This window comes from Actinocatenispora thailandica (assembly GCF_016865425.1).
In the GTDB taxonomy this organism is placed as follows: domain Bacteria; phylum Actinomycetota; class Actinomycetes; order Mycobacteriales; family Micromonosporaceae; genus Actinocatenispora; species Actinocatenispora thailandica.
In genome coordinates, this window is sequence record NZ_AP023355.1 from 5,892,139 (window position 1) to 5,911,935 (window position 19,797).

Genomic DNA, 19,797 nt, shown 5'->3' on the forward strand with positions numbered 1-19,797 from the left:
GGTCGCCGCGCCGGGGTGCCCAGACGCCGGCTGGGCGTGCCGGCGCCGGTCGCCGCGCCGAGATCCGGGCACCGAGGGCCGACGCCGCGGCCGGTGCGCTTGCCCCCGGTGGTATCAACGGGCCTGGGTCGGAACGGCGCCCGGCAGGCGAGCAAGGCGGGGAGACAGGTGCACGACGATTTCCGGCTCGGCATCGACTACGGCACGTCCAACACCGTCGCCGTCCTCGCCTGGCCGGACGGTCGCGCCCGGCCGCTGCTGTTCGACGGATCCCCGGTGCTGCCCTCGGCGGTGTGCGCCGGCGCGGACGGCACGCTGATCACCGGCCAGGAAGCGGCGCGCGCCGCCCGCCTCGCACCGGAGCGGTTCGAGCCGAACCCGAAACGCCGCATCGACGAACTCGACGTGCTGCTCGGCGACCGCACCTACCCGCTGAGCGAGCTGGTCGCGGCGACGCTGCGTCGGGTGGCCGCGGAAGCGACCCGCATCGCCGGCGCGCCGGTCGCCGACGTCACCATCACCCACCCGGTCGAGTGGGGTCCGGCCCGGCGCGCGCTGCTGACCGAGGCCGCCGACCGCGCCGGACTGTCCCGGCCGACGCTGGTGCCCGAGCCTGTCGCCGCCGCCACCTACTTCGTCGACGTGCTGGACCACCGGGTGCCGGTCGGCCACGGTGTCGTCGTGTACGACCTGGGCGGCGGCACGTTCGACGCGTGCGTCGTCCGCCGCGGCGCCGACGGCTTCGAACCCCTCTCCTACCAGGGGCTCGACGACATCGGCGGCGTCGATCTCGACGCGCTGGTCGTCGAGATCGTCGGTCAGGTTGCCGGGGCGCAGGCACCGGACGAGTGGCAGCGGCTGGCGCACCCGAGCAACCCGGCCGAGCTGCGCCACTCCCGGACCCTGTGGGAGGACGCCCGGCTGGCCAAGGAGGCGCTGTCCCGGCAGAACACCGCCGGCATCTTCGTCCCGCTGGTCGACCGGGACGTGCACGTCACCCGGGAACAGTTCGAGTCGGCTGCCCGCGCGGCGCTGACCCGTACGGCCGAGGCGACGCTGTCGGCGATCAGGCAGGCCCGGATCACCCCCGCCGACGTCGCCGGCCTCTTCCTCGTCGGCGGATCCACCCGGGTACCGATGGCGGCGACGCTGCTGCACCAGCGGGTCGGCCTCGCGCCGATCGCACTGGAACAGCCCGAGATCGTCGTCGCCGAGGGCGCCCTGCACCACCGCACCGCCACTGGCACCGCGGCGCCGGCCACCCTGCTCGGGCCGTACCCGCCGCGGCCGGCGCCGGGCGGCCTCGGCGATCCGGGCCCGGTCTCCGCCGTGCCCGACGCCCCGGGGCAGGTGTCGGCCGGGCCCGGCGGCGCCGGCGCGACGTCGGGCTGGCCCGGTGGCCCGGTGGCCGGGGTGCACGGCGACCACAGCCAGGCGTGGCGAGCCCCCGATGGGGCCGCACCGGTGTCGGCGATGCCGGGTGCCGCGTCTCCCGTGTCCGCGCCCGCGCTGTCGTCGACGCCGCCCGCTGCCATGGCGTACCAGGCGGGGACGCCCTCGCCAGTGCCGGCCGCCTCGGTGCCGGGTGCCTCGGTTTCGGGCTCCCCGGCGCCGAATGCGGGTGGTGCCGGGCCTGCGAGGCCGGCCGCGTCAGCCCACACCCTGCGCCGTCGTCGCCGTCTCGGTCTGGTGCTCGGGATCTGCGTGACCGTGCTCCTCCTGGTCGCCATCGCCGCCGGCGCGATCTACGAGCAGCGGAACGCCCCCCGCGCGCTGCCCGCCGACCTGCGCTCACACGCCTGCAAGTACATCGACATGACGCCGCTCTACACGAAGTTCGGGGTCCCGAAACCGAGTGCGAAACCCGTCCCGAATGGCCACTCCGGGACCGACCTGTGCTCGCTGGACACCATCGGCAAGGGCCGTCCCAAGATCGACGTCAGCGGGGTCACGTTCAACGTCGACTCGCAAGGCAGCAGGACATCCGGCGAGTACACCGACTTCGTCGCCGCGATGCGCCTGAACCACGACTACCCGGTGAAGAAGCTCTCGATCGGTGACGAGGCGGTCGTCGGCCCACTGCCCGACTTCATCGCCGCCCAGAACACGGGTGCACCATCGCCCGCGCCGTCAGGCCCGGCCGGCGACGGTGTCGGCTACGGCCTGGAGATCGTGGTGCGCAAGGCGGATTACCTGATCCTGATCGAGGTCGACCTCGATTTCGGCGAATGGTTGGAGGGGGCTCCCCGGCCCACCATTCCGCGAGAACGGCTCGATACCGAGGCGGACGCGCTCGCCCAGGTCGCCAGGGCGAGCCTCCGGAAGGTGTCCGCGGTGATGCACTGACGTCCCCGGTTCGGCACTGCCCGGTCGCGGGGCGGTGCCTGGTCGCGGGGCGGTGCCTGGTCGCGGGGCACTGCCTGATCGTGGGGGCGGCGCCTGGTCGCGGGGCGGTGCCGGGGCCGGTCGCGCGGCAGGCGGGTCGACGCCGCGGGCCGCCGTCACTCGACGGGCGTGCGCGGAGCGGTGAAGGTGCGGCGGTAGGTGTCCGGGGGTACCCCGACGGTGCGGTGGAAGTGCCGGCGCAGCGTCGCGGCGGTACCCATGCCGGTCGCCGCGGCGATGGCGTCGATCCCGTCGTCGGTGCGTTCCAGCAGTTCCTGGGCGCGGCGGATCCGTTGGGACAGCAGCCACTGCAGCGGCGTGGTACCGGTCGCGGCCCGGAAGTGCCGGCCCAGGTTGCGGGGGCTCATGCTGGCGCGGCGGGCCAGGTCGGTCACGGTCAGCGGCCGGTCCAGCCGGGCCAGCGCCCAGTCGAACAGGCCGGCGAGCGGCACCGCGTCGGATGCCGGTACCGGGGCGGTGACGAACTGGGCCTGCCCGCCGTCCCGGTGTGGCGGTACGACCAGGCGACGGGCCACGGCGTTGGCGACCGCCGAACCGTGGTCGAGGCGTACCAGGTGCAGGCAGAGGTCCATCGCGGCGGCCTTGCCGGCGGAGGTGAGCACGCTGCCGTTGTCGACGTAGAGCACGTCCGGGTCGACCGTCACCCGCGGGTGGCGGGCGGCGAGCGCGGCGGTGTGCGCCCAGTGCGTGGTGGCCCGCCGGCCGTCCAGCAGCCCCGCCGCGGCCAGCACGAACGCGCCGGTGCACAGCGACGCGACGCGGGCGCCGGCCGCGTGCGCCGCCCGTACCGCGTCGACCAGGTCGGCCGGCGGGTCCGCGTCGACGTCGGCCCAGCCCGGCACGATCACCGTGTCGGCGGACCGTAGCCGGTCGAGACCGCCGTCCGGGACCACCTGGAACAGGCCGACCGGCACCGGGCGCGGCCCGCAGAGGGCGACCTGGTAACGCTCGGTGGCGGGCCCACCGCCGAAGACCTCGTGTGCCATCGACAGTTCCAGGCTCAGCATGCCGTCGGTGACGGCGAACGCGACGGTACGCATGTCCGAAACTATACGCGAGTTGGCGTTCCCGCCACTCGTGCCGGCGGCCCGGCGCTGCCAGGCTGGTCCCCGTCCACCGGTACGAGCAGGGCGGAGAGCCATGAACACGAACCACCAGATCGCGGTGTACGGCGCCTACGGCCACACCGGCCGCTTCGTCGTCGCCGAACTGCGCGACCGCGGTTTCCGCCCGGTCCTGTCCGGCCGCGACGAGCACCGGCTGCGGGCTCTCGCGGCGGCCCACCCGGGTACCGAGGTGCGGCCGGCCGCGGTCGACGACCCGGCCGCGCTCGACCGGGCACTGGCCGGCGTCGCCGCCGTGATCAACTGCGCCGGGCCGTTCGCCACCACCGCCGGGCCGGTGGTCGAGGCCGCCCTGCGCGCCGGCATCCCCTACCTGGACGTCGCCGCCGAGATCGAGGCGAACCTGGACACGTTCCGGCACTTCGGCGACCGCGCCCGGGCCGCCGAGGCGATCGTGGTCCCCGCGATGGCCTTCTACGGCGGCCTCGGCGACCTGCTGGTCAGCGCGGTGCTGGCCGGCGAGACCGGCGCCGACGAGGTGCACGTCGGGTACGGGCTGAGCAGCTGGCACCCGACCGCCGGGACGCGCGCCGCGGGGGTGGTGTCGAGCCGGCGGCGGGACGGCCGGCGGGTGCGCTACCAGGACGGCCGACTGCAGTACCACGACGGCCAGCCGACGACCCTGACCTGGGACTTCCCGGCGCCGATCGGTTCGCGGACGGTGCTCGCGGAGTTCACCATGGCCGACGTGGTCACCGTGCCCAGCCACCTCGACGTCGGGGAGGTGTGCACGTACATGACCGCCGAGGCGGCCCGGGACATCGCCGCGCCGGACACCCCCACGCCGGCCGCCGTGGACGAGCGGGGCCGCTCCGCGCAGACGTTCGTGGTCGAGGCCCTGGTCCGCAGCAGGGGGACCGAGCGGCGGGCGGTGGCACGCGGGCAGGACATCTACGCGGTCACCGCACCGCTCGTGGTGGAGGCGGTACGCCGCGTTCTCGGCGGCGAGACCAGGACCGTCGGCGTCGCGTCGGCCGGCGAGATCTTCGACCCGGCCGGCTTCCTCCGGGCCCTCGCCGACCGCGGCGCCCTCGACGTGTCCCTGTGACGTCGAGTCCCGCCGATCAGGACGCCCGCCGGCCCCGCGGGCTACTCGACGGTGACGGACTTGGCCAGGTTACGGGGCTGGTCGACGTCGTGGCCGCGGGTGGTGGCGATCTCGGCGGCCAGCACCTGCAGCGGCACCGTCGTCACCAGCGGCGCGAGCAACGTCGGCGTGCGCGGCACGTACACCACGTGGTCGGCGTGCGGCGCGACCGCGGTGTCGCCCTCCTCGGCGATCGCGACGACCCGGGCGCCGCGGGCCCGTACCTCCTGGATGTTGGAGATCATCTTGTCGTGCAGCACGGCCCGGCCGCGCGGCGACGGCAGTACGCAGATCACCGGGGTTCCGTTGTCGATCAGGGCGATCGGGCCGTGCTTCAGCTCGCCGGCGGCGAACCCCTCGGCGTGCATGTACGCCAGCTCCTTGAGCTTGAGCGCACCTTCCAGCGCCACCGGGTAGCCGACGTGCCGGCCGATGAACAGCACCGACGGCGCGGAACCGAGCGACCGCCCCAGCTCCCGTACCGGCTCCATGATGGCCAGCACCTCGTCCACCTTGGACGGCATGGCCGTCAGCTGCGCGACCACCGCGGCGACCTCGTCCGCGTACTTGATGCCGCGCACCTGCGCCAGGTGCAGCCCCACCAGGTAGCACGCCACCAGTTGGGTCAGGAAGGCCTTCGTCGAGGCGACCGCCACCTCCGGCCCGGCGTGCGTGTAGAGCACCGCGTCGGACTCGCGCGGGATCGTCGAGCCGTTGGTGTTGGAGATCGCGAGCACCCGCGCCTTCTGCACCTTCGCGTGCCGCAGCGCCATGATGGTGTCCATCGTCTCGCCGGACTGCGAGATCGCCACCACCAGCGTCGAGCGGTCCAGCACCGGATCGCGGTAGCGGAACTCGCTGGCCAGTTCCACCTCGCACGGGATCCGGGTCCAGTGCTCGATCGCGTACTTCGCGACCAGCCCGGCGTGGTAGGCGGTGCCGCACGCGACGATGAAGATCTTGTCCACGTCGCGCAGGTCCTGGTCGGACAGCCGCACCTCGTCGAGGGTGATCTCGCCGGCCTCGGTGAGCCGGCCGCGCAGCGTGTCGGCGACCGCCTTCGGCTGCTCGGCGATCTCCTTGAGCATGAAGTAGTCGTAGCCGCCCTTCTCGGCGGCGCCGGCATCCCAGTCCACGTGGTACTGCTGGGTCACCGCGGGGGTGCCCGCGAAGTCGGTCACCTGGTAGCCGTCCGCGGTGATCGCGACGACCTGGTCCTGGCCCAGCTCGACCGCGTCCCGGGTGTGCTCGATGAACGCCGACACGTCCGAGGCGAGGAAGTACTCGCCGGCCCCGACGCCGACGACCAGCGGCGAGTTGCGGCGCGCGCCGACCACCAACCCGGGCTCGTCCACCGACACCGCCAGCAGGGTGAAGGCGCCGGTCAGCCGCGCGCAGACGGCCCGCATCGCGGCCACCAACCCGGTGCCGGCGGCACCGTCTTCGAGCGCCCCGGCGGTACCGTCGTCGAGCGCCCCGGCGCCCACCGGTGCGGCAACCTCGTCGGCGGTGCCCCGGCCGCCGACGGCCGCGCCGCCGGCGGCCACCGCGGCGGCACCGGCACCCACGCCGGCCGGTACCGCGGTGCGAGCCAGTTCGGCGGCGAGCAGGTGCGCGACGACCTCGCTGTCGGTGTCGCTGGCGAGCTCGACCCCGGCAGCCTCCAGCTCGTCGCGCAGCCGGGCGAAGTTCTCGATGATGCCGTTGTGGATCACCGCGACCCGGCCGTCCGCGGAGGCGTGCGGGTGCGCGTTGCGGTCGGTCGGCGCGCCGTGCGTCGCCCACCGGGTGTGCCCGATGCCGCTGACCGCGGCGCGCATCCGGTCGGCCGGTGGCAGCTCGGCCAGCGCCTTGGTCAGGTTGGTCAGCTTCCCGGCCCGCTTCACCACCCGGACTTCGTCGTCGGCGACGACGGCGACGCCGGCCGAGTCGTACCCCCGGTACTCCAGCCGGCGGAGCCCGTCCACGACGACGGTGCACGCCGGCCGCGCTCCCACGTACCCCACGATGCCGCACATGCCGGCAGGGTAGCAGCGAAACGCGCAGCCTCGATGCGCAGTCCCCGATGTTTCACGCAGCCGATTTGATCGGAAACACCATTCGACACCAAGATGAGCAACAGGCGTCCTCGGTACGAACGCGTCACAGCGCCGCAGCCGGATCCGTGCCAGACTGCGCGTCGTGTACATCCTGCTGCTCGACTACCAGAAGCCGCTGAGCGAGATCGACGCGCTGCTTCCGGAACACCGCGCCTACCTCGACCGGTACTACGCGGACGGCACGTTCGTCCTGTCCGGGCGGCAGGTGCCGCGGACCGGCGGGGCGATCCTGGCCCGCGGCGTCGACCGGGCCACGCTGGACAAGATCATCAACGAGGACCCGTTCACCCGGTCCGGCGTGGCGCGCTACCGGGTGGTGGAGGTCGAGCCGACCCGGACCGCCGCGGGCGTCGACTCCGTCTTCGGCTGAACCGCCCGTCGCCGCGACACGGTCAGCGCCGACCCGGCGACGATCAGCAGCAGCCCGGCCGCCGCCGACACCGTGAACGGCTCGTGCAGCGCGAGCGCCCCGTACGCCAGCGAGAACACCGGCGCGAGGTAGGCGACCAGGCTCGCGGTGCCCGCGCCGGAGCGGGTGATCAGCACGTTGAACAGCAGGAAGCCGCCGGCCGTGCAGGCCACCCCGAGCACCGCGAGCGCGCCGAAGGTGCCCGCGGCCGGCACCGCGCGCGGCAGGCTCACCGCCGCGACCGGGGCGACCAGTACCGCGGCGACCGCCTGGCCGGCGGCGGTGACCGGCAGCGTCGGCCGACCCGGCAGCAGCAGCCCGAGCAGCAGCGCGCCGATCGCGTAGCTGGCCGCCGCAAGCGTCACCAGTACCGCGCCGACCGGGTCCGGCGGCCCGGCCGAGCCGAACGGCTGCACCAGTGCCGCCACCCCGGCGAGCCCCACCCCGACGCCCGCCAGCTGCACCGCGCGCACCCGGGCGCCGCGCACCATCAGCGGGGTCAGCAGTACCAGCCACAGCATCTGGGTGGACACCAGCAGGCTCGCCGTACCGGTCGCGATCCGGCCCTCGCCGAACGCGATCAGCAGGTACGGCAGCACCATCTCGAACAGCGCGAACAGGGTGATCCGCGGCCAGTCACCGCGCAGCGCGGCGAACGGCCGCCGGTTCGTCGACCGGGCCAGCGCACCCAGCACCCCGGCACCGATGGCGAGCCGCCCGAACACCACCACCGGCGCGGACAGGCCGCGCAACGACAGGTCGATGAACAGGTACGAGGCGCCCCAGGTGGCGGACAGCACGAGCAGCAGGAGCAGCGAACGTCGACTCACGGAAACTACTGTGCGTCGATTTCCTTGCCAGCAGTAGAGGGGAATTGACGCAGGGGTGTTAAGTAGAACTTATGATCGACGTGGCCCGCCTGATGGTCCTGCGTGCGGCCGCCGCCCGGGGCAGCCTGAGCGCCGCCGCACGCCTGTTGCGAATCACACCGTCGGCCGTATCACAGCAGGTCGCGGCGCTGGAGCGGCAGGTCGGCGTGCCGCTGGTCGAGCGCCGCACCACCGGCATCACGCTCACCGCGCCGGGCCGCGCGCTGGTGGCCACTGCGGACGTCATCGCCGCCGAGCTGGCGAAAGCGGAGCGTCACATCGCCGAGATCGCCGAGGGGACCCGCGGCCGGCTCACCGTCGCCACCTTCGCCTCCGCCGGTCAGCGGCTGCTGCCGCAGGCGGTCAGCGCACTCGCCGCCGACCGCCCGGACGCCGAGGTCACCGTGCTGGAGTACGAGCCGTTCGACGCGGTCCCGCGGCTACGGCGCGGCGACGCCGACCTCGCCATCGTCTACCACTTCGGCTCGCCCCGGCCGCCGGACGACTGGGGCGTCGGCGAGTCGCTGCGGTACGTGCGGCTGCGCCGGGACCCGGTCCGGGTCGTGCTGCCCGCCGACCACCCGCTGGCGGGCCGGCGCACCGTGGCCTTCGCCGACCTCGCGGACGAACGCTGGGTGCAGGGCTGGGCCGACGTCGGGGCGCTGCTCGACCACCACGCCGCGGTCGCCGGCTTCACCCCGCGGGTCGCCTGCTACGCCAGTGACTACCTGTTCATGCAGTCGGTGGTGGCCGCCGGAATGGGCATCGCGCTGGTACCTACCGTCGCACTGGCCAACCCGCCGGGCGAGATCGTCGCCCGGCCCCTCGACCCGGAACCGGTCCGGCACGTCGGCGCCGTCTACCCGATCGGCCGCTGGCACTCCCCGCTCACCGAGGAACTGCTCGCCCGGCTGCGCGCCACCGTCGCCGACTGACCCGCCGCCACGCCCACCGTCACCGGCCGACGCCCGGCCGCGTCCGCGCCGCGGAGCGGGTGTTCTGCTCGTGCCGGAACCGCGCCGCCGGCACGCCGGGCGGCCGCGGCAGGTCGGTCAGATCGGGCTGGCGGCACGGACCGCGGCGGCGATCTTCTCCGCCGTCTCGGCGGCCTGCGGCTGCGTCGCCGCCTCCACCATCACCCGGATCAGCGGCTCGGTACCGGAGGGGCGAAGCAGCACCCGGCCGCTGTCCCCGAGTTCCCGCTCGGCGCTCGCCACCGAGTCCTGCACGCCGGTGTCCGCGGCGGCCGCCTTGTCCGCCACCCGCACGTTGAGCAGCACCTGCGGCAGCGGCCGGACCACCGCGGCCAGTTCGGCCAGGCTCGCGCCGGTGGCCGCCATCCGGGCCATCAGCTGCAGCGCGGTCAGCGTGCCGTCCCCGGTCGTCGCGTGCTGCGGCAGCACCACGTGACCGGACTGCTCGCCGCCCAGCGCCAGGCCGCGGGAACGGAGCAGCTCCAGCACGTACCGGTCGCCGACCGCGGTCGTCGCGACCTCGATGCCGTGCTCGCGCATCGCCAGGTGCAGGCCCAGGTTGCTCATCACCGTGACGACCAGCACGTCGTCGGTCAGCGCGCCGGACTCCCGCATCGCCAGCGCCAGGATGCCCATGATCTGGTCGCCGTCGACGGCCGTACCGTCGGCGGTCACCGCCAGGCAGCGATCGGCGTCCCCGTCGTGCGCGATGCCCAGGTCGGCGCCGTGCTCGGCGACCGCGGCGATCAGCGAACCGAGGTGGGTGGAGCCGCAGTCGGCGTTGATGTTGAGCCCGTCCGGCTCGGCGTGGATGGCGATCACCTCGGCCCCGGCCCGGCGGTACGCCTCGGGGCTGACCGCGGAGGCCGCCCCGTTGGCGCAGTCGACGACCAGCCGCAGCCCGTCCAGCCGGTGCGGCAGCGCGCCCAGCAGGTGCTCCAGGTACCGATCGGCGCCGGCGGCGTGGTCGACCGCCCGGCCGATCGCACCGCCTCGCGGCCGGCGCCACCCGTCCGGCGCCGCGACCAGCCGCTCGATGGCGTCCTCGACGTCGTCCGGCAGCTTCTGACCGCCGGCGGCGAACAGCTTGATCCCGTTGTCCGGCATCGGGTTGTGGCTCGCCGACAGCACCACCCCGAACGCCGCGCCGGTCTCGGCGACCAGGTGCGCCACCGCCGGCGTCGGCAGCACGCCGACCCGCAGCACGTCGGTACCGGCGCTGCACAGCCCGGCGACCACGGCCGCCTCCAGCATGTCGCCGCTGGCCCGGGGATCCCGGCCGACCACGGCGACCGGCCGCCGACCGGTCGACTCGTCCGGCTCCGGCGCCAGCACGTGCGCCGCCGACACCGCGACGGCGACCGCCAGCTCCGGTGTCAGCTCCGCGTTGGCGAGGCCCCGAACCCCGTCGGTACCGAACAGTCGGCCCATGCGCACCGCCTCACGTCGCTCGCGTCGCGGTCACCGGCGTGTCATCGTCCGTTCGACCGCAGGACATGTTCCCACTACAGCACTTCGGCCGGACACGACACTCGTGCCCGGCCGAAAATGCGGTCCCGGCCGCAGTGGCCGGCGTGCTCGGATCAGCGCTTGGAGTACTGAGGCGCCTTGCGGGCCTTCTTCAGACCGTACTTCTTGCTCTCCACCGCGCGGTCGTCACGGGTGAGGAAGCCGGCCTTCTTCAGCGCCGGACGGTGGTCGGGGTCGACCTCCACCAGCGCGCGGGCGATGGCCAGCCGCAGCGCGCCGGCCTGCCCGGTGATGCCGCCACCCTTCAGGTTGGCGTGCACGTCGTACGCCTCGAGGCGGTCGGAGGTGACCAGCGGCTCCTTGACGAGCTGCTGGCTGACCTTGCTCGGGAAGTACTCCTCCAGGGAGCGGCCGTTCAGCTTGAACTGGCCGGTCCCCGGGACCAGGCGGACCCGGACGACGGCTTCCTTGCGGCGACCGACGGTCTGCACCGGACGGTCGGCAGCACGCGGCGTCGGGATCGGCTCTTCGGCCACGACGGCGGTTTCGATGGCGCTGGTCACGTAATCCCTGCCCTTACTGCGCGATCTGGGTGATCTCGAACGGCACCGGCTGCTGGGCCAGGTGCGGGTGCTCCGGGCCGGCGTAGACCTTGAGCTTCTTCAGCACCTGCCGGCTGAGCTTGTTGTGCGGGAGCATGCCCTTGACGGCCAGCTCGACCGCGCGCTCGGGCCGGCTGGCCAGCAGGTCGGTGTAGCGGACCTGCTTCAGGCCGCCCGGGTAACCGGAGTGCCGGTACGCGATCTTCTGCTCACGCTTGTTGCCGGTCAGCGCGACCTTGCCCGCGTTCACGATGATCACGAAGTCGCCCATGTCCATGTGCGGGGCGAACGTCGGCTTGTGCTTGCCGCGCAGCAGTTGCGCGGTCTGGCTGGCGAGGCGGCCGAGCACGACGTCCGTGGCGTCGATGACGTGCCACTGGCGCGCAATCTCGCCCGGCTTGGGGCTGTACGTACGCACAGGTTTACCTTGTCTGTCGTCGGTGTCTCGGGGTGCGGCCGCCTGACGCTATCGACGCCTGCCGCACTGGAGACCGGGCCGGTTGGCCGGGCTGGCGCGGGCAGACGCGCGGACGGTACACGCAACAGCCCGCAACGATACCCGCCGCGATCCGGCAGGGTCAAAGTGGCCCCGGTCAAGCACCAGCCTAGCGCGGTTCATGGCTCTGCCGACCGGCTGTAGCCGGCAAAATCCGACTGGTTCGGAATAGTGCGAAAGATCGCTTGTGAGAGCAGTATGCGGCTATGAGTGACATAGCGCCGTCCGGGCGGCAGCGACTCACCCGGGACCAACGCAGTTCGTTCCTCGCCGCACTGCTCGGCTGGACGATGGACGCCTTCGACTACTTCATCGTCGTCCTGGTCATCAAGGACATCGCCGACACGTTCAAGGTCTCGCTGGCCGAGACCGCGATCATCACCACGCTCACGCTGGTCATGCGGCCGGTCGGGGCCGCCCTGTTCGGGCTGTGGGCGGACCGGATCGGCCGGCGGGTGCCGCTGATCGTCTGCGTCTGCTTCTACGCCGTGGTCGGGTTCCTGTGCGCCTTCGCGCCGAACTTCGCCACCCTGATGGTCCTGCGCCTGCTGTACGGGATCGGGATGGGCGGCGAGTGGGGCCTCGGCGCGGCGCTCGCGATGGAGAAGATCCCCGCCGGCCGGCGCGGCTTCTTCTCCGGCATCCTGCAGGAGGGCTACTCGTTCGGCTACCTGCTGGCCTCGCTGGCGTTCCTGCTGGTGCACTCGACCCTCGGGCTGAACTGGCGGTGGATGTTCGCGCTGTCGATCATCCCGGCGCTGATCGCGCTGCTGGTCCGGCTCGGGGTCCGCGAGTCGGAGGTGTGGGAGAAGGCCACCGAGCGCCGCAGGATGACCAGCACCTCGATCGCGCAGGTGCTGTTCAACTGGAAGACGCTGCGCCGGTTCATCTACCTGGTGCTGCTGATGACCGCGTTCAACTGGATGAGCCACGGCACCCAGGACGTGTACCCGACGTTCCTGAAGGAGACCGGGCACGGCGGCATCGGGCTGGACCCGACCACCGCCACCTGGATCGTGGTGCTCTACAACATCGGCGCGATCGTCGGCGGTACCGTCGCCGGCACGCTGTCCCAGCGGTTCGGCCGGCGGCTGCTGATCGTCTTCTGCGCGGTGCTGGCGCTGCCGGTCGTACCGCTGTTCGCGCTGTCCACCACGGCCGGGATGCTGTGCCTCGGCTCGTTCCTGATGCAGGTGATGGTGCAGGGTGCCTGGGGCGTGATCCCGGCACACCTGACCGAGCTGTCGCCGGACGAGATCCGCGGCTTCTACCCCGGCGTCACCTACCAGTTGGGCAACCTGCTGGCGGCGCTCAACCTGCCGATCCAGGCGGCGCTCGCGGAACGGCACGGCTACCCGTTCGCGCTGACCGCGACGATCGTGCCGGTCCTGGTCGCGGTCATCGTGCTCAGCGCGATCGGCAAGGAACGCCGCGGCATCCGGTTCGGCACCTCGGACACCTCGGCGGTCGCCGCCAAGGTCGGCACCTGACCCCGCCCGCCCCACCCCGCCCCCGCCGCGTTGATCATGGTGTTGTCTCGCTCGGTATGCGCTTACCAAGCAGACAACGCCATGATCAACGCGGGGCTGGGGCGGGATCGGCGACGGGTGGGATGCCGATCAGAGGTAGAAGCCGCCGGCCGGCCGGGCGGTACGGGCCGCGGGGACCGCGCCGCCGCCGTCGCGCAGCGCGAACAGCTCCGCCAGGGTGGCGCCGGTACCGGCGAGCGGGCCGGGGTCGCCGAGCCACCGGGCCGCCTCCTCGTGCGGCAGCGCGCCGATCTCCAGGTGCGCCAGGCACCGGCCCGGCCGGGTGACCGCCGGGTGCAGCCGGGTCAGGTCCTCGTTCGTGGTGATCGCCACCAGCACCCGGCGGGACTGGCCGAGCAGCCCGTCGGTGAGGTTGAGCAGCCGGGCCAGCGCCTGCCCGCTGGCCCGCTTCGCGTCGCCGCGGATCAGCTCGTCGCAGTCCTCCAGCAGCAGCAGCCGCCAGCGGCCGTCGTCGTCGTCCTCGTCGTCGCCGAGCACCACGTCCATCAGGTAGCCGGGGTCGGCGAAGAGGTGCTCCGGGTCGAGCACGCAGTCGACCTGGCACCAGTCGTGCCAGGCCCGGGCCAGCGAGCGCAGCGCGGTCGTCTTGCCGGTCCCCGGCTCGCCGTGCAGCAACAGCAGCCGGCCCGCGGTCGGCCGCGGCCGGAACGCCATCACCCGGTCCAGGTCGGCACCGACGCTGGCGGCGTAGTTGCCGCGGATCTCCGCCCAGTCCGGGGCGTCCACCGCGCGCACCGTGCGGTAGCCGCCGCGGCGCGCCGAGTGGTACCAGAAGCCGAGTTCGACCTCGCTGTCCGCGGACTCCAGCACCGGGGTCGCGGCGTCCGCCACGGCCTCGGCGAGAATCCGCCGGGCCAGCTCGTCGCTGGTCGCGGTGACGGTCACCTCACCGCCGCCGCCCCGCCACCGCACCGCGCGCAGCGTCCAGCCCTCGCCGGTGGCCAGCAGCGCCTCGCGGCGGTCACCGGACGCCTGCCGTACCGGCACGGCGCCGGCCGGCAGCAGCGTCGCCTCCGGCCGTACGTGGTCGAGCCGGGCGGTGCGGGCCCACGGCTGGGCGCCGTCGGCGAACGGGGACAGCGACAGCGCGTCGACCACGTCGTAGGTGGTGTCGGCGTCGTCCATGTGCACGACGATGGGCAGGGTGCGGACCGGGTCGCTGGCGGCAGCGGGCACGGTCAGCTCACGGGGGGCGCTCACTCTTCGATGGTGTCCCGTTACAGCGACCCGCGGACAGTGAGAAGACCCACCTCTGAGCTGGAGAAACAGCCCAACTCGGGCAACCGAACCGGGCGACGCGCGCAGCGCGGGTGTTACAGGTAGAAGCCGCCGGCCGGCTCCGGCTCCTGGCGGAGTTCGACCGGACGCCGGCCGGAACGCAGCGCGAACAGGTCGGCGAGCGTCGCGCCGCCTGGCGGCGCGCTCGTCGTGTCACCCAGCCACTGCTGCGCCTCGTCCGCGGCGAGCGGCCCGACCTCCACCTGCGCCAGGCACCGGCCGGCCCGTACCACCGCGGGGTGCAACTGCTGCAGGTCCTCGTTGGTGGTGATGCCGACCATGACGTTGCGCCCCTGGCCGAGCAGCCCGTCGGTCAGGTTGAGCAGCCGGGACAGCGCCTGCCCGGTGGCGTACTTCGCCTCCCCGCGGACCAGCTCGTCGCAGTCCTCCAGCAGCAGCAACCGCCACCGGCCGTCGTCGCTGTCGTCCCCGATGACCAGGTCCATCAGGTAGCTCGGCTCACCGAACAGCTTGTCCGGGTCGAGCACGCAGTCGACCTGGCACCAGTCCCGCCAGGCCCGGGCCAGCGACCGCAGCGCGGTGGTCTTGCCGGTACCGGGCGGGCCGTGCAACAGCAGCAGCCGGCCGGTGACCGTCTCCGCGGTCAACGTCATCAGCGAGTCCAGCGCCGCGGACACCGGGCGCGAGTAGTTGCGCCGGATGTCGGCCCAGTCCGCGGCGGCGATCGACCGGGTGGTGCGGTACGCGCCGCGCCGGCTGGAGTGGTACCAGAAGCCCATCTCGACGGTGTCGGTCGGCGGCTTCTCCTCCGCCGCGGCGCCCGCGATGGCACGCTCCAGTACCTGGTCGGCGAGCTGCTCGGACTCGGCGGTCACCGTCACCTCGCCGCCGCCGCTGTGCCAGCGCACCGCCCGCAGCGTCCAGCCGGTGCCGGTGACCAGCTGGGAGCGGCGGGTGTCCTCCCGGACACCGCGCAGCAGCCGGCCGTCCGGCGGGATCAGGGTGGCGTCGGGCTTGACCCGGTCGAGCCGGACGGTGCGGGCGAAGGGCTGCTCGCCGTTGGTGAACCGGATCAGCGTCAGCGCGTCGATCACGTCGAACGGCTCGTCCGAGTCGTCCGCGGTCAGCCGGATCGGCAGCACCCGCGACACGTCGTCCGCGCCTTCCGACCGGGCTACGTCGTCCGCGCCGGCCGGCCGGGCTACGTCGTCCGCGCCGGCCGGCCGGTCGGGCGCCTGGCCCGGATCCGGTGCGACGCCCGTCCGGTGCGGGTCCGGTGCGTCGTCCGTCTGGTGCGCAGCCTGCGCGTCGAGCGTCTGGTGGGGAATGGACACCGTTCCATGGTCTCCCACCGCGGCACGCACCGCGTCAGCGGACGTCCCAGACCGGCTCGGCGGTCTCGGTGACGGTGCCATCGTTGGCGATCGTGACGAACCGGTCGAAGCCGCGGGTGAACCAGCGGTCGTGGGTGACCGCGACGACGGTACCGGCGAACGACGCCAACCCCGCCTCCAGCGCCTCGGCACTGACCAGGTCGAGGTTGTCGGTCGGCTCGTCGAGCAGCAACAACGTCGCCCCGCTCAGTTCCAGCAGCAGGATCAGGAACCGGGCCTGTTGACCGCCGGACAGGGTGTCGAAGTCCTGCTCGGACTGCAACGCCAGCTCGTACCGGCTGAGCACCTTCATCGCCGCCGACCGGTCCATGCCGTCCCGGTCCTCGTCGCCGTGCCACAAGATGTCCCGCAGCGACCGTCGGGCGCCCGGGTCTCCGCCGACCGCTCCGGGCAGCCGCCCCGACAGTTCCGGCCGGTCGTGGGTCTGGGAGAAGTGCCCGGGCCGTACCCGCGCGCCGAGCCGCGCCACGCCGGTGTGCGCCACCGGTTTCAGGTGCGTACCGGGCAGCACGGTGCCCGGCTCCGGGTCGGTACCGCCGAGGGCCAGCAGGCGCAGCAGGTGCGACTTGCCGGTGCCGTTGGCGCCCAGCACCGCGACCCGGTCGCCGTACCAGATCTCCAGGTCGAACGGGTCGGTCAGGCCGGTGAGCGACAGCTGCTCGCAGACGACGGCCCGCTTGCCGGTCCGGCCGCCGCGCAGGTCGATCCGGATGTCCTGGTCCCGCGGCCGTTCCGGCGGCGGGCCGGCCTCCTCGAACCTGGCCAGCCGGGTCTTCGCCGCCTGCAGCCGGCTCGCCATGTCCGCGTTGTACTTCGCCTTCTCCCGGTACATCAGCACCAGCTGCTTGATCTTGGCGTGCTCCTCGTCCCAGCGGCGGCGCAGCTCGTCGAGCCGCTCGTACCGGTCCTCCCGGGCCTGGTGCCAGGTGGCGAAGCCGCCGCCGTGCGTCCAGCAGCTGCCGGCCTCCAGCGTCACCACCCGGTCGGCGGTGTTGGCGAGCAGTTCCCGGTCGTGGCTGACGTACAGGATGCTCTTGTCCGAGGCGGTGAGCTGCCGCTCCAGCCGCCGCTTCGCCGGTACGTCCAGGAAGTTGTCCGGCTCGTCCAGCAGCAGCACCTCGTCCGGCCCGGCGAGCAGCAGCTCCAGCGCGAACCGCTTCTGCTCGCCGCCGGACAGGGTGTCCAGCCGGCGGTGATTGACGTCCGGCCACTCCGCGTCGAGCACCTCGATCGCGGCGACGTCGAACGCCACCTCCGCCTCGTACCCGCCGGCGTCGCCCCACGCGCCCAGCGCCTCGGCGTACTCCACCTGGGCCCGCCGGGCCACGTTGGAGAACTTGCCGCGGGTCTCCTCGGCGCGCATCCGCCGTTCCGCGGCGGCCAGGGCCCGGCCCGCCTCCCGCACCGCGGGCGGGGCGAGCGACAACGCCAGGTCGCCGACCGTCCAGCCGCCGTGCGGCGCGTCGATGCCGGGGATCGCCCGGTTCATCCCGATGAACTGGCGCATCACGCCGAGACCGCCGGACCGCGTGACGGATCCGATGGTGACCGGAGAGTCCCCCGCGACCATCGAGACCAGCGTGGTCTTGCCGGCCCCGTTCGCACCGATCAGGGCGACCTTGGCGCCCTCACCGACCCGGAACGACACGTCCGCGAACAGTTCCCGGCCGTCCGGCAGCACCTGCGCCACCCCGGCCACGTCGACATACCCCACGGCTACCGGAGTCTGCCGGCCGGCCGGGCGGAACGCGAACCGAATTCGGCCGGTCAGTCGTCGCCGGCGGTGACGCTGAGCACCCGGTACCCCTTCTGGCTGGCATGCCGGTCGACCGCGTAGCCGCGCTCGGCCAGCCAGCCGGCCAGCGAGTCGGCGCCCAGGTTGCGCGACACCACCAGCCAGGCGACGCCGCCCGGCGCGAGCCGCGGCAGCCAGGTCTGCAGCAACTCGTGCAGCGCCGGCTTGCCGATCCGAATCGGTGGATTCGACCAGATCTCGTCGAACCGCACGTCGGCCGGGACCTGGCCCGGCGGCACCGCGACGACCCGGTCGGCGGCGCCGATGCGTGCCGCGTTCTCCCGCACCAGCTCCAGCGCGCGGGCGTTGACATCCACCGCGTACACGGTGGCGGCCGGCGCGCTGACCGCGAGCGTCACCGCGATCGGCCCGTACCCGCAGCCGAGGTCGAGCAGGGTGCCGGCGCGGCGCGGCAGCGGCGCCTTGCGCAGCAGTACCGCGGTGCCCGGGTCCAGCCGCGACGCGGAGAACACGCCGGCGGATGCGGTCAGTTCCAGCTCCCGGCCGGCCGCGGTGAACGACACCTGTACCCGGGTGGCCGGCGCGGCCGGATCCGCGGAGAAGTAGTGGTCGTTCGACACGGCGGGTCCCCTCGAAGAGGTTGGGTAGGCTGGCGCGCATGACGCACCGGGACCCACGGTATCCGGGTGGCCCCGACCGCTTCCCCGACGGCCTGCCGGCCGGTGACCGCGATCCGACGCGCTCCGACGAACAACCGACCACGCTGTCGGTTCCGCCGCCGGCCGCAGCGCCCGGCACCCGGCCGCCGGCCCGGCCGGACTCCGGCACCGCCGCCGGACCCCCCTTCGGCACCGCCGCCGGACCCGGCTTCGGCACCGCCGCCGGACCCGGCTTCGACGGGGGCTCGGGCAGCGGCCACCCGGCGCCCCGCCCCGGCGGTGGATCCCCACCACCGCACTCCGGCGACGTCCCACCGCGCTCCGGCGAGTCGGCTGGAGTCGGCTGGGTACCGCCGGCCGGCGGTACGCCCGGGTTCGGGCCACAGTCGGCCGGAAACCCCGGCGCCGGCTACCCGCCGCAGGCCAGCACGGACCCCAGTGCCGGGTACGGGCCGCCGGCCGGCGCGGCCCCCGGTGCCGGGTACGGGCCGCAGGCCGGCGCGGCCCCCGGTGCCGGGTACGGGCCGCAGGCCGGCGCGGCCCCCGGTGCCGGGTACGGGCCACCGGCCGGGACCGGACCCGGGTACCCGCCACCGGCCGGCGGCGGCCCCGGGGCCGCACCGTGGCCGGAGGTGCCGGCGGGCGCCGGATTCGCCCCGGCACCAGCGGGCGGTACCGTCGGGTCGGGGTTCGCGCCACCCGGGCCGGCCGACGGCGGCGCCGCCGACCCGTTCGCCGGGCAGGGCAGCTGGCAGCCGGGCGGGGCCGACCGGTACCCGGAGGGAAACACCACGCCCCCGCCGGTCGAGGTCGGACGGCCGCCGGAGCGCGGACCGCGGCTGTGGCCGAAGGTACTGGCCGGCATCATCGCGGTGCTGGTGCTCGGCGGGCTGCTCGCCGGGTCGTACGCGCTGGTCCGGCGCAGCCCCTCGGACGGGCCGTCGACCGGTCCGTCGGCTCGGGCCGAGTCGCCGACCGGCAGCCCGACGCCGGAGAAGTCGCCGATCGACGTCAGCGCCCGGGCGACCGACCCGGCGCCGCTCACCGTCAAGGAGGTGTTCGGCCGCGACGATCTGCAACCGGATCCGGGCCGGGACGCCGTCTACCACGTGCTCGCCCGGGACAAGCCACGGACCGACTGCGGCAAGGCGGCGCGCGGGCAGGTCGGTGGCGTGCTCGCGCAGTACAAGTGCGATCAGGTGATCCGGGCGACCGTCGCCGCCCCGGCCGACGGCTACGTGGCGACCCTCGGGATCGCCAACCTGGCCGACTCGGACGGCGCGCAGGCGGCCACCGACAAGATCAAGGAGTTGGGCAAGGCGGGCGACGGCGCGCTCACCGCGCTGTCCGCGCCGGGGGCGAGCAAGCTGGCGACGTCACCGACCGCGTTCACCCTCCAGCCGTACGGGCACTACCTGCTCTACGTGGTCGTCGGCCGCACCGACCGGAAGGCGCCGAGCGCCGACGCGACCACCCAGCAGATCGTCACCGATCTGGTGCAGAGCTACCTGACCGGCGTGATCGACGCCCGCCGCACCGCCGACTGACACCCGAACCGGCCGCCCGCCACGCTCGACCGCACCGCACCGCACCGCACCGCGCGCACGGCACCGCGCGCACGGCACCGCGCCGCACCGCGCGGCGGCCGGACGCGCCGGGTCCG

At 73.9% G+C, this 19,797-nt stretch carries 16 protein-coding genes; 6 read left to right on the forward strand and 10 right to left on the reverse strand.

Annotated elements, in window-relative coordinates; translation table 11 throughout:
• Positions 1-93: 93 nt before the first annotated feature.
• The gene (locus Athai_RS26275) at positions 94-2,346 is read left to right on the forward strand and encodes an Hsp70 family protein (protein ID WP_203963979.1); all 2,253 of its coding nucleotides are present in this window, start codon (positions 94-96) and stop codon (positions 2,344-2,346) included.
• Between the two features lie 155 nt (positions 2,347-2,501).
• Here Athai_RS26275 and Athai_RS26280 read toward each other — a convergent pair whose 3' ends face one another.
• Complete coding sequence (locus Athai_RS26280; protein WP_203963980.1) at positions 2,502-3,446, reverse strand: helix-turn-helix domain-containing protein; 945 nt, start codon at positions 3,444-3,446, stop codon at positions 2,502-2,504.
• Positions 3,447-3,546: 100 nt separating this feature from the next.
• Here Athai_RS26280 and Athai_RS26285 point away from each other — a divergent pair, with 100 nt between their 5' ends.
• Positions 3,547-4,578, forward strand: a complete 1,032-nt coding sequence (locus tag Athai_RS26285) for a saccharopine dehydrogenase family protein (RefSeq protein ID WP_203963981.1) — start codon at positions 3,547-3,549, stop codon at positions 4,576-4,578.
• A 41-nt stretch (positions 4,579-4,619) separates the two neighbouring features.
• Here Athai_RS26285 and glmS read toward each other — a convergent pair whose 3' ends face one another.
• Entirely contained in the window at positions 4,620-6,635 is a 2,016-nt protein-coding gene (gene glmS / locus Athai_RS26290) for a glutamine--fructose-6-phosphate transaminase (isomerizing) (RefSeq protein ID WP_203963982.1), read from the reverse strand.
• 163 nt (positions 6,636-6,798) lie between these two features.
• On the opposite strand from glmS, the gene Athai_RS26295 reads away from it, so the two are divergent.
• Positions 6,799-7,086, forward strand: coding sequence for a YciI family protein (locus tag Athai_RS26295; RefSeq protein ID WP_203963983.1), 288 nt, complete (start codon positions 6,799-6,801; stop codon positions 7,084-7,086).
• On the opposite strand, the gene Athai_RS26300 is transcribed toward Athai_RS26295, so the two are convergent.
• Positions 7,023-7,955 (reverse strand): DMT family transporter, encoded by a 933-nt coding sequence (locus Athai_RS26300; protein ID WP_203963984.1) that lies wholly within the window; start codon positions 7,953-7,955, stop codon positions 7,023-7,025. The genes Athai_RS26295 and Athai_RS26300 overlap by 64 nt on opposite strands.
• Before the next feature lie 71 nt (positions 7,956-8,026).
• Here Athai_RS26300 and Athai_RS26305 point away from each other — a divergent pair, with 71 nt between their 5' ends.
• A complete protein-coding gene (locus Athai_RS26305) occupies positions 8,027-8,929 on the forward strand; it encodes a LysR family transcriptional regulator (protein WP_203963985.1) in 903 nt (300 codons plus the stop codon).
• Between the two features lie 117 nt (positions 8,930-9,046).
• Here the strand turns inward: Athai_RS26305 and glmM are convergent, their stop codons facing one another.
• From glmM to rplM, 3 genes are all read right to left on the reverse strand, one after another.
• Positions 9,047-10,399 (reverse strand): phosphoglucosamine mutase, encoded by a 1,353-nt coding sequence (glmM, locus tag Athai_RS26310; RefSeq protein ID WP_203963986.1) that lies wholly within the window; start codon positions 10,397-10,399, stop codon positions 9,047-9,049.
• 152 nt (positions 10,400-10,551) lie between these two features.
• Complete coding sequence (rpsI, locus tag Athai_RS26315; protein ID WP_203963987.1) at positions 10,552-11,001, reverse strand: 30S ribosomal protein S9; 450 nt, start codon at positions 10,999-11,001, stop codon at positions 10,552-10,554.
• A gap of 13 nt (positions 11,002-11,014) precedes the next feature.
• The gene (rplM, locus tag Athai_RS26320) at positions 11,015-11,458 is read right to left on the reverse strand and encodes a 50S ribosomal protein L13 (RefSeq protein ID WP_203963988.1); all 444 of its coding nucleotides are present in this window, start codon (positions 11,456-11,458) and stop codon (positions 11,015-11,017) included.
• Positions 11,459-11,742: 284 nt separating this feature from the next.
• Between rplM and Athai_RS26325 the strand changes: the two genes are divergently transcribed.
• Positions 11,743-13,026 carry an MFS transporter gene (locus Athai_RS26325; RefSeq protein WP_203963989.1) on the forward strand — a complete coding sequence of 428 codons (1,284 nt, stop codon included), beginning with the start codon at positions 11,743-11,745 and terminating at the stop codon, positions 13,024-13,026.
• A 129-nt stretch (positions 13,027-13,155) separates the two neighbouring features.
• On the opposite strand, the gene Athai_RS26330 is transcribed toward Athai_RS26325, so the two are convergent.
• The 4 genes from Athai_RS26330 to Athai_RS26345 all read right to left on the reverse strand — a co-directional run bounded on the left by Athai_RS26330 (position 13,156) and on the right by Athai_RS26345 (position 18,095).
• Positions 13,156-14,286: a DUF5925 domain-containing protein gene (locus Athai_RS26330; RefSeq protein WP_239157176.1), complete on the reverse strand. Its 1,131-nt coding sequence runs from the start codon at positions 14,284-14,286 to the stop codon at positions 13,156-13,158.
• A 113-nt stretch (positions 14,287-14,399) separates the two neighbouring features.
• Positions 14,400-15,659 (reverse strand): DUF5925 domain-containing protein, encoded by a 1,260-nt coding sequence (locus Athai_RS26335; RefSeq protein ID WP_239157177.1) that lies wholly within the window; start codon positions 15,657-15,659, stop codon positions 14,400-14,402.
• 34 nt (positions 15,660-15,693) lie between these two features.
• Positions 15,694-17,433: an ATP-binding cassette domain-containing protein gene (locus Athai_RS26340; protein ID WP_203963991.1), complete on the reverse strand. Its 1,740-nt coding sequence runs from the start codon at positions 17,431-17,433 to the stop codon at positions 15,694-15,696.
• 53 nt (positions 17,434-17,486) lie between these two features.
• A complete protein-coding gene (locus Athai_RS26345) occupies positions 17,487-18,095 on the reverse strand; it encodes a class I SAM-dependent methyltransferase (RefSeq protein ID WP_203963992.1) in 609 nt (202 codons plus the stop codon).
• Positions 18,096-18,133: 38 nt separating this feature from the next.
• Here Athai_RS26345 and Athai_RS34925 point away from each other — a divergent pair, with 38 nt between their 5' ends.
• The gene (locus tag Athai_RS34925) at positions 18,134-19,681 is read left to right on the forward strand and encodes a hypothetical protein (RefSeq protein WP_203963993.1); all 1,548 of its coding nucleotides are present in this window, start codon (positions 18,134-18,136) and stop codon (positions 19,679-19,681) included.
• Positions 19,682-19,797: the final 116 nt, after the last annotated feature.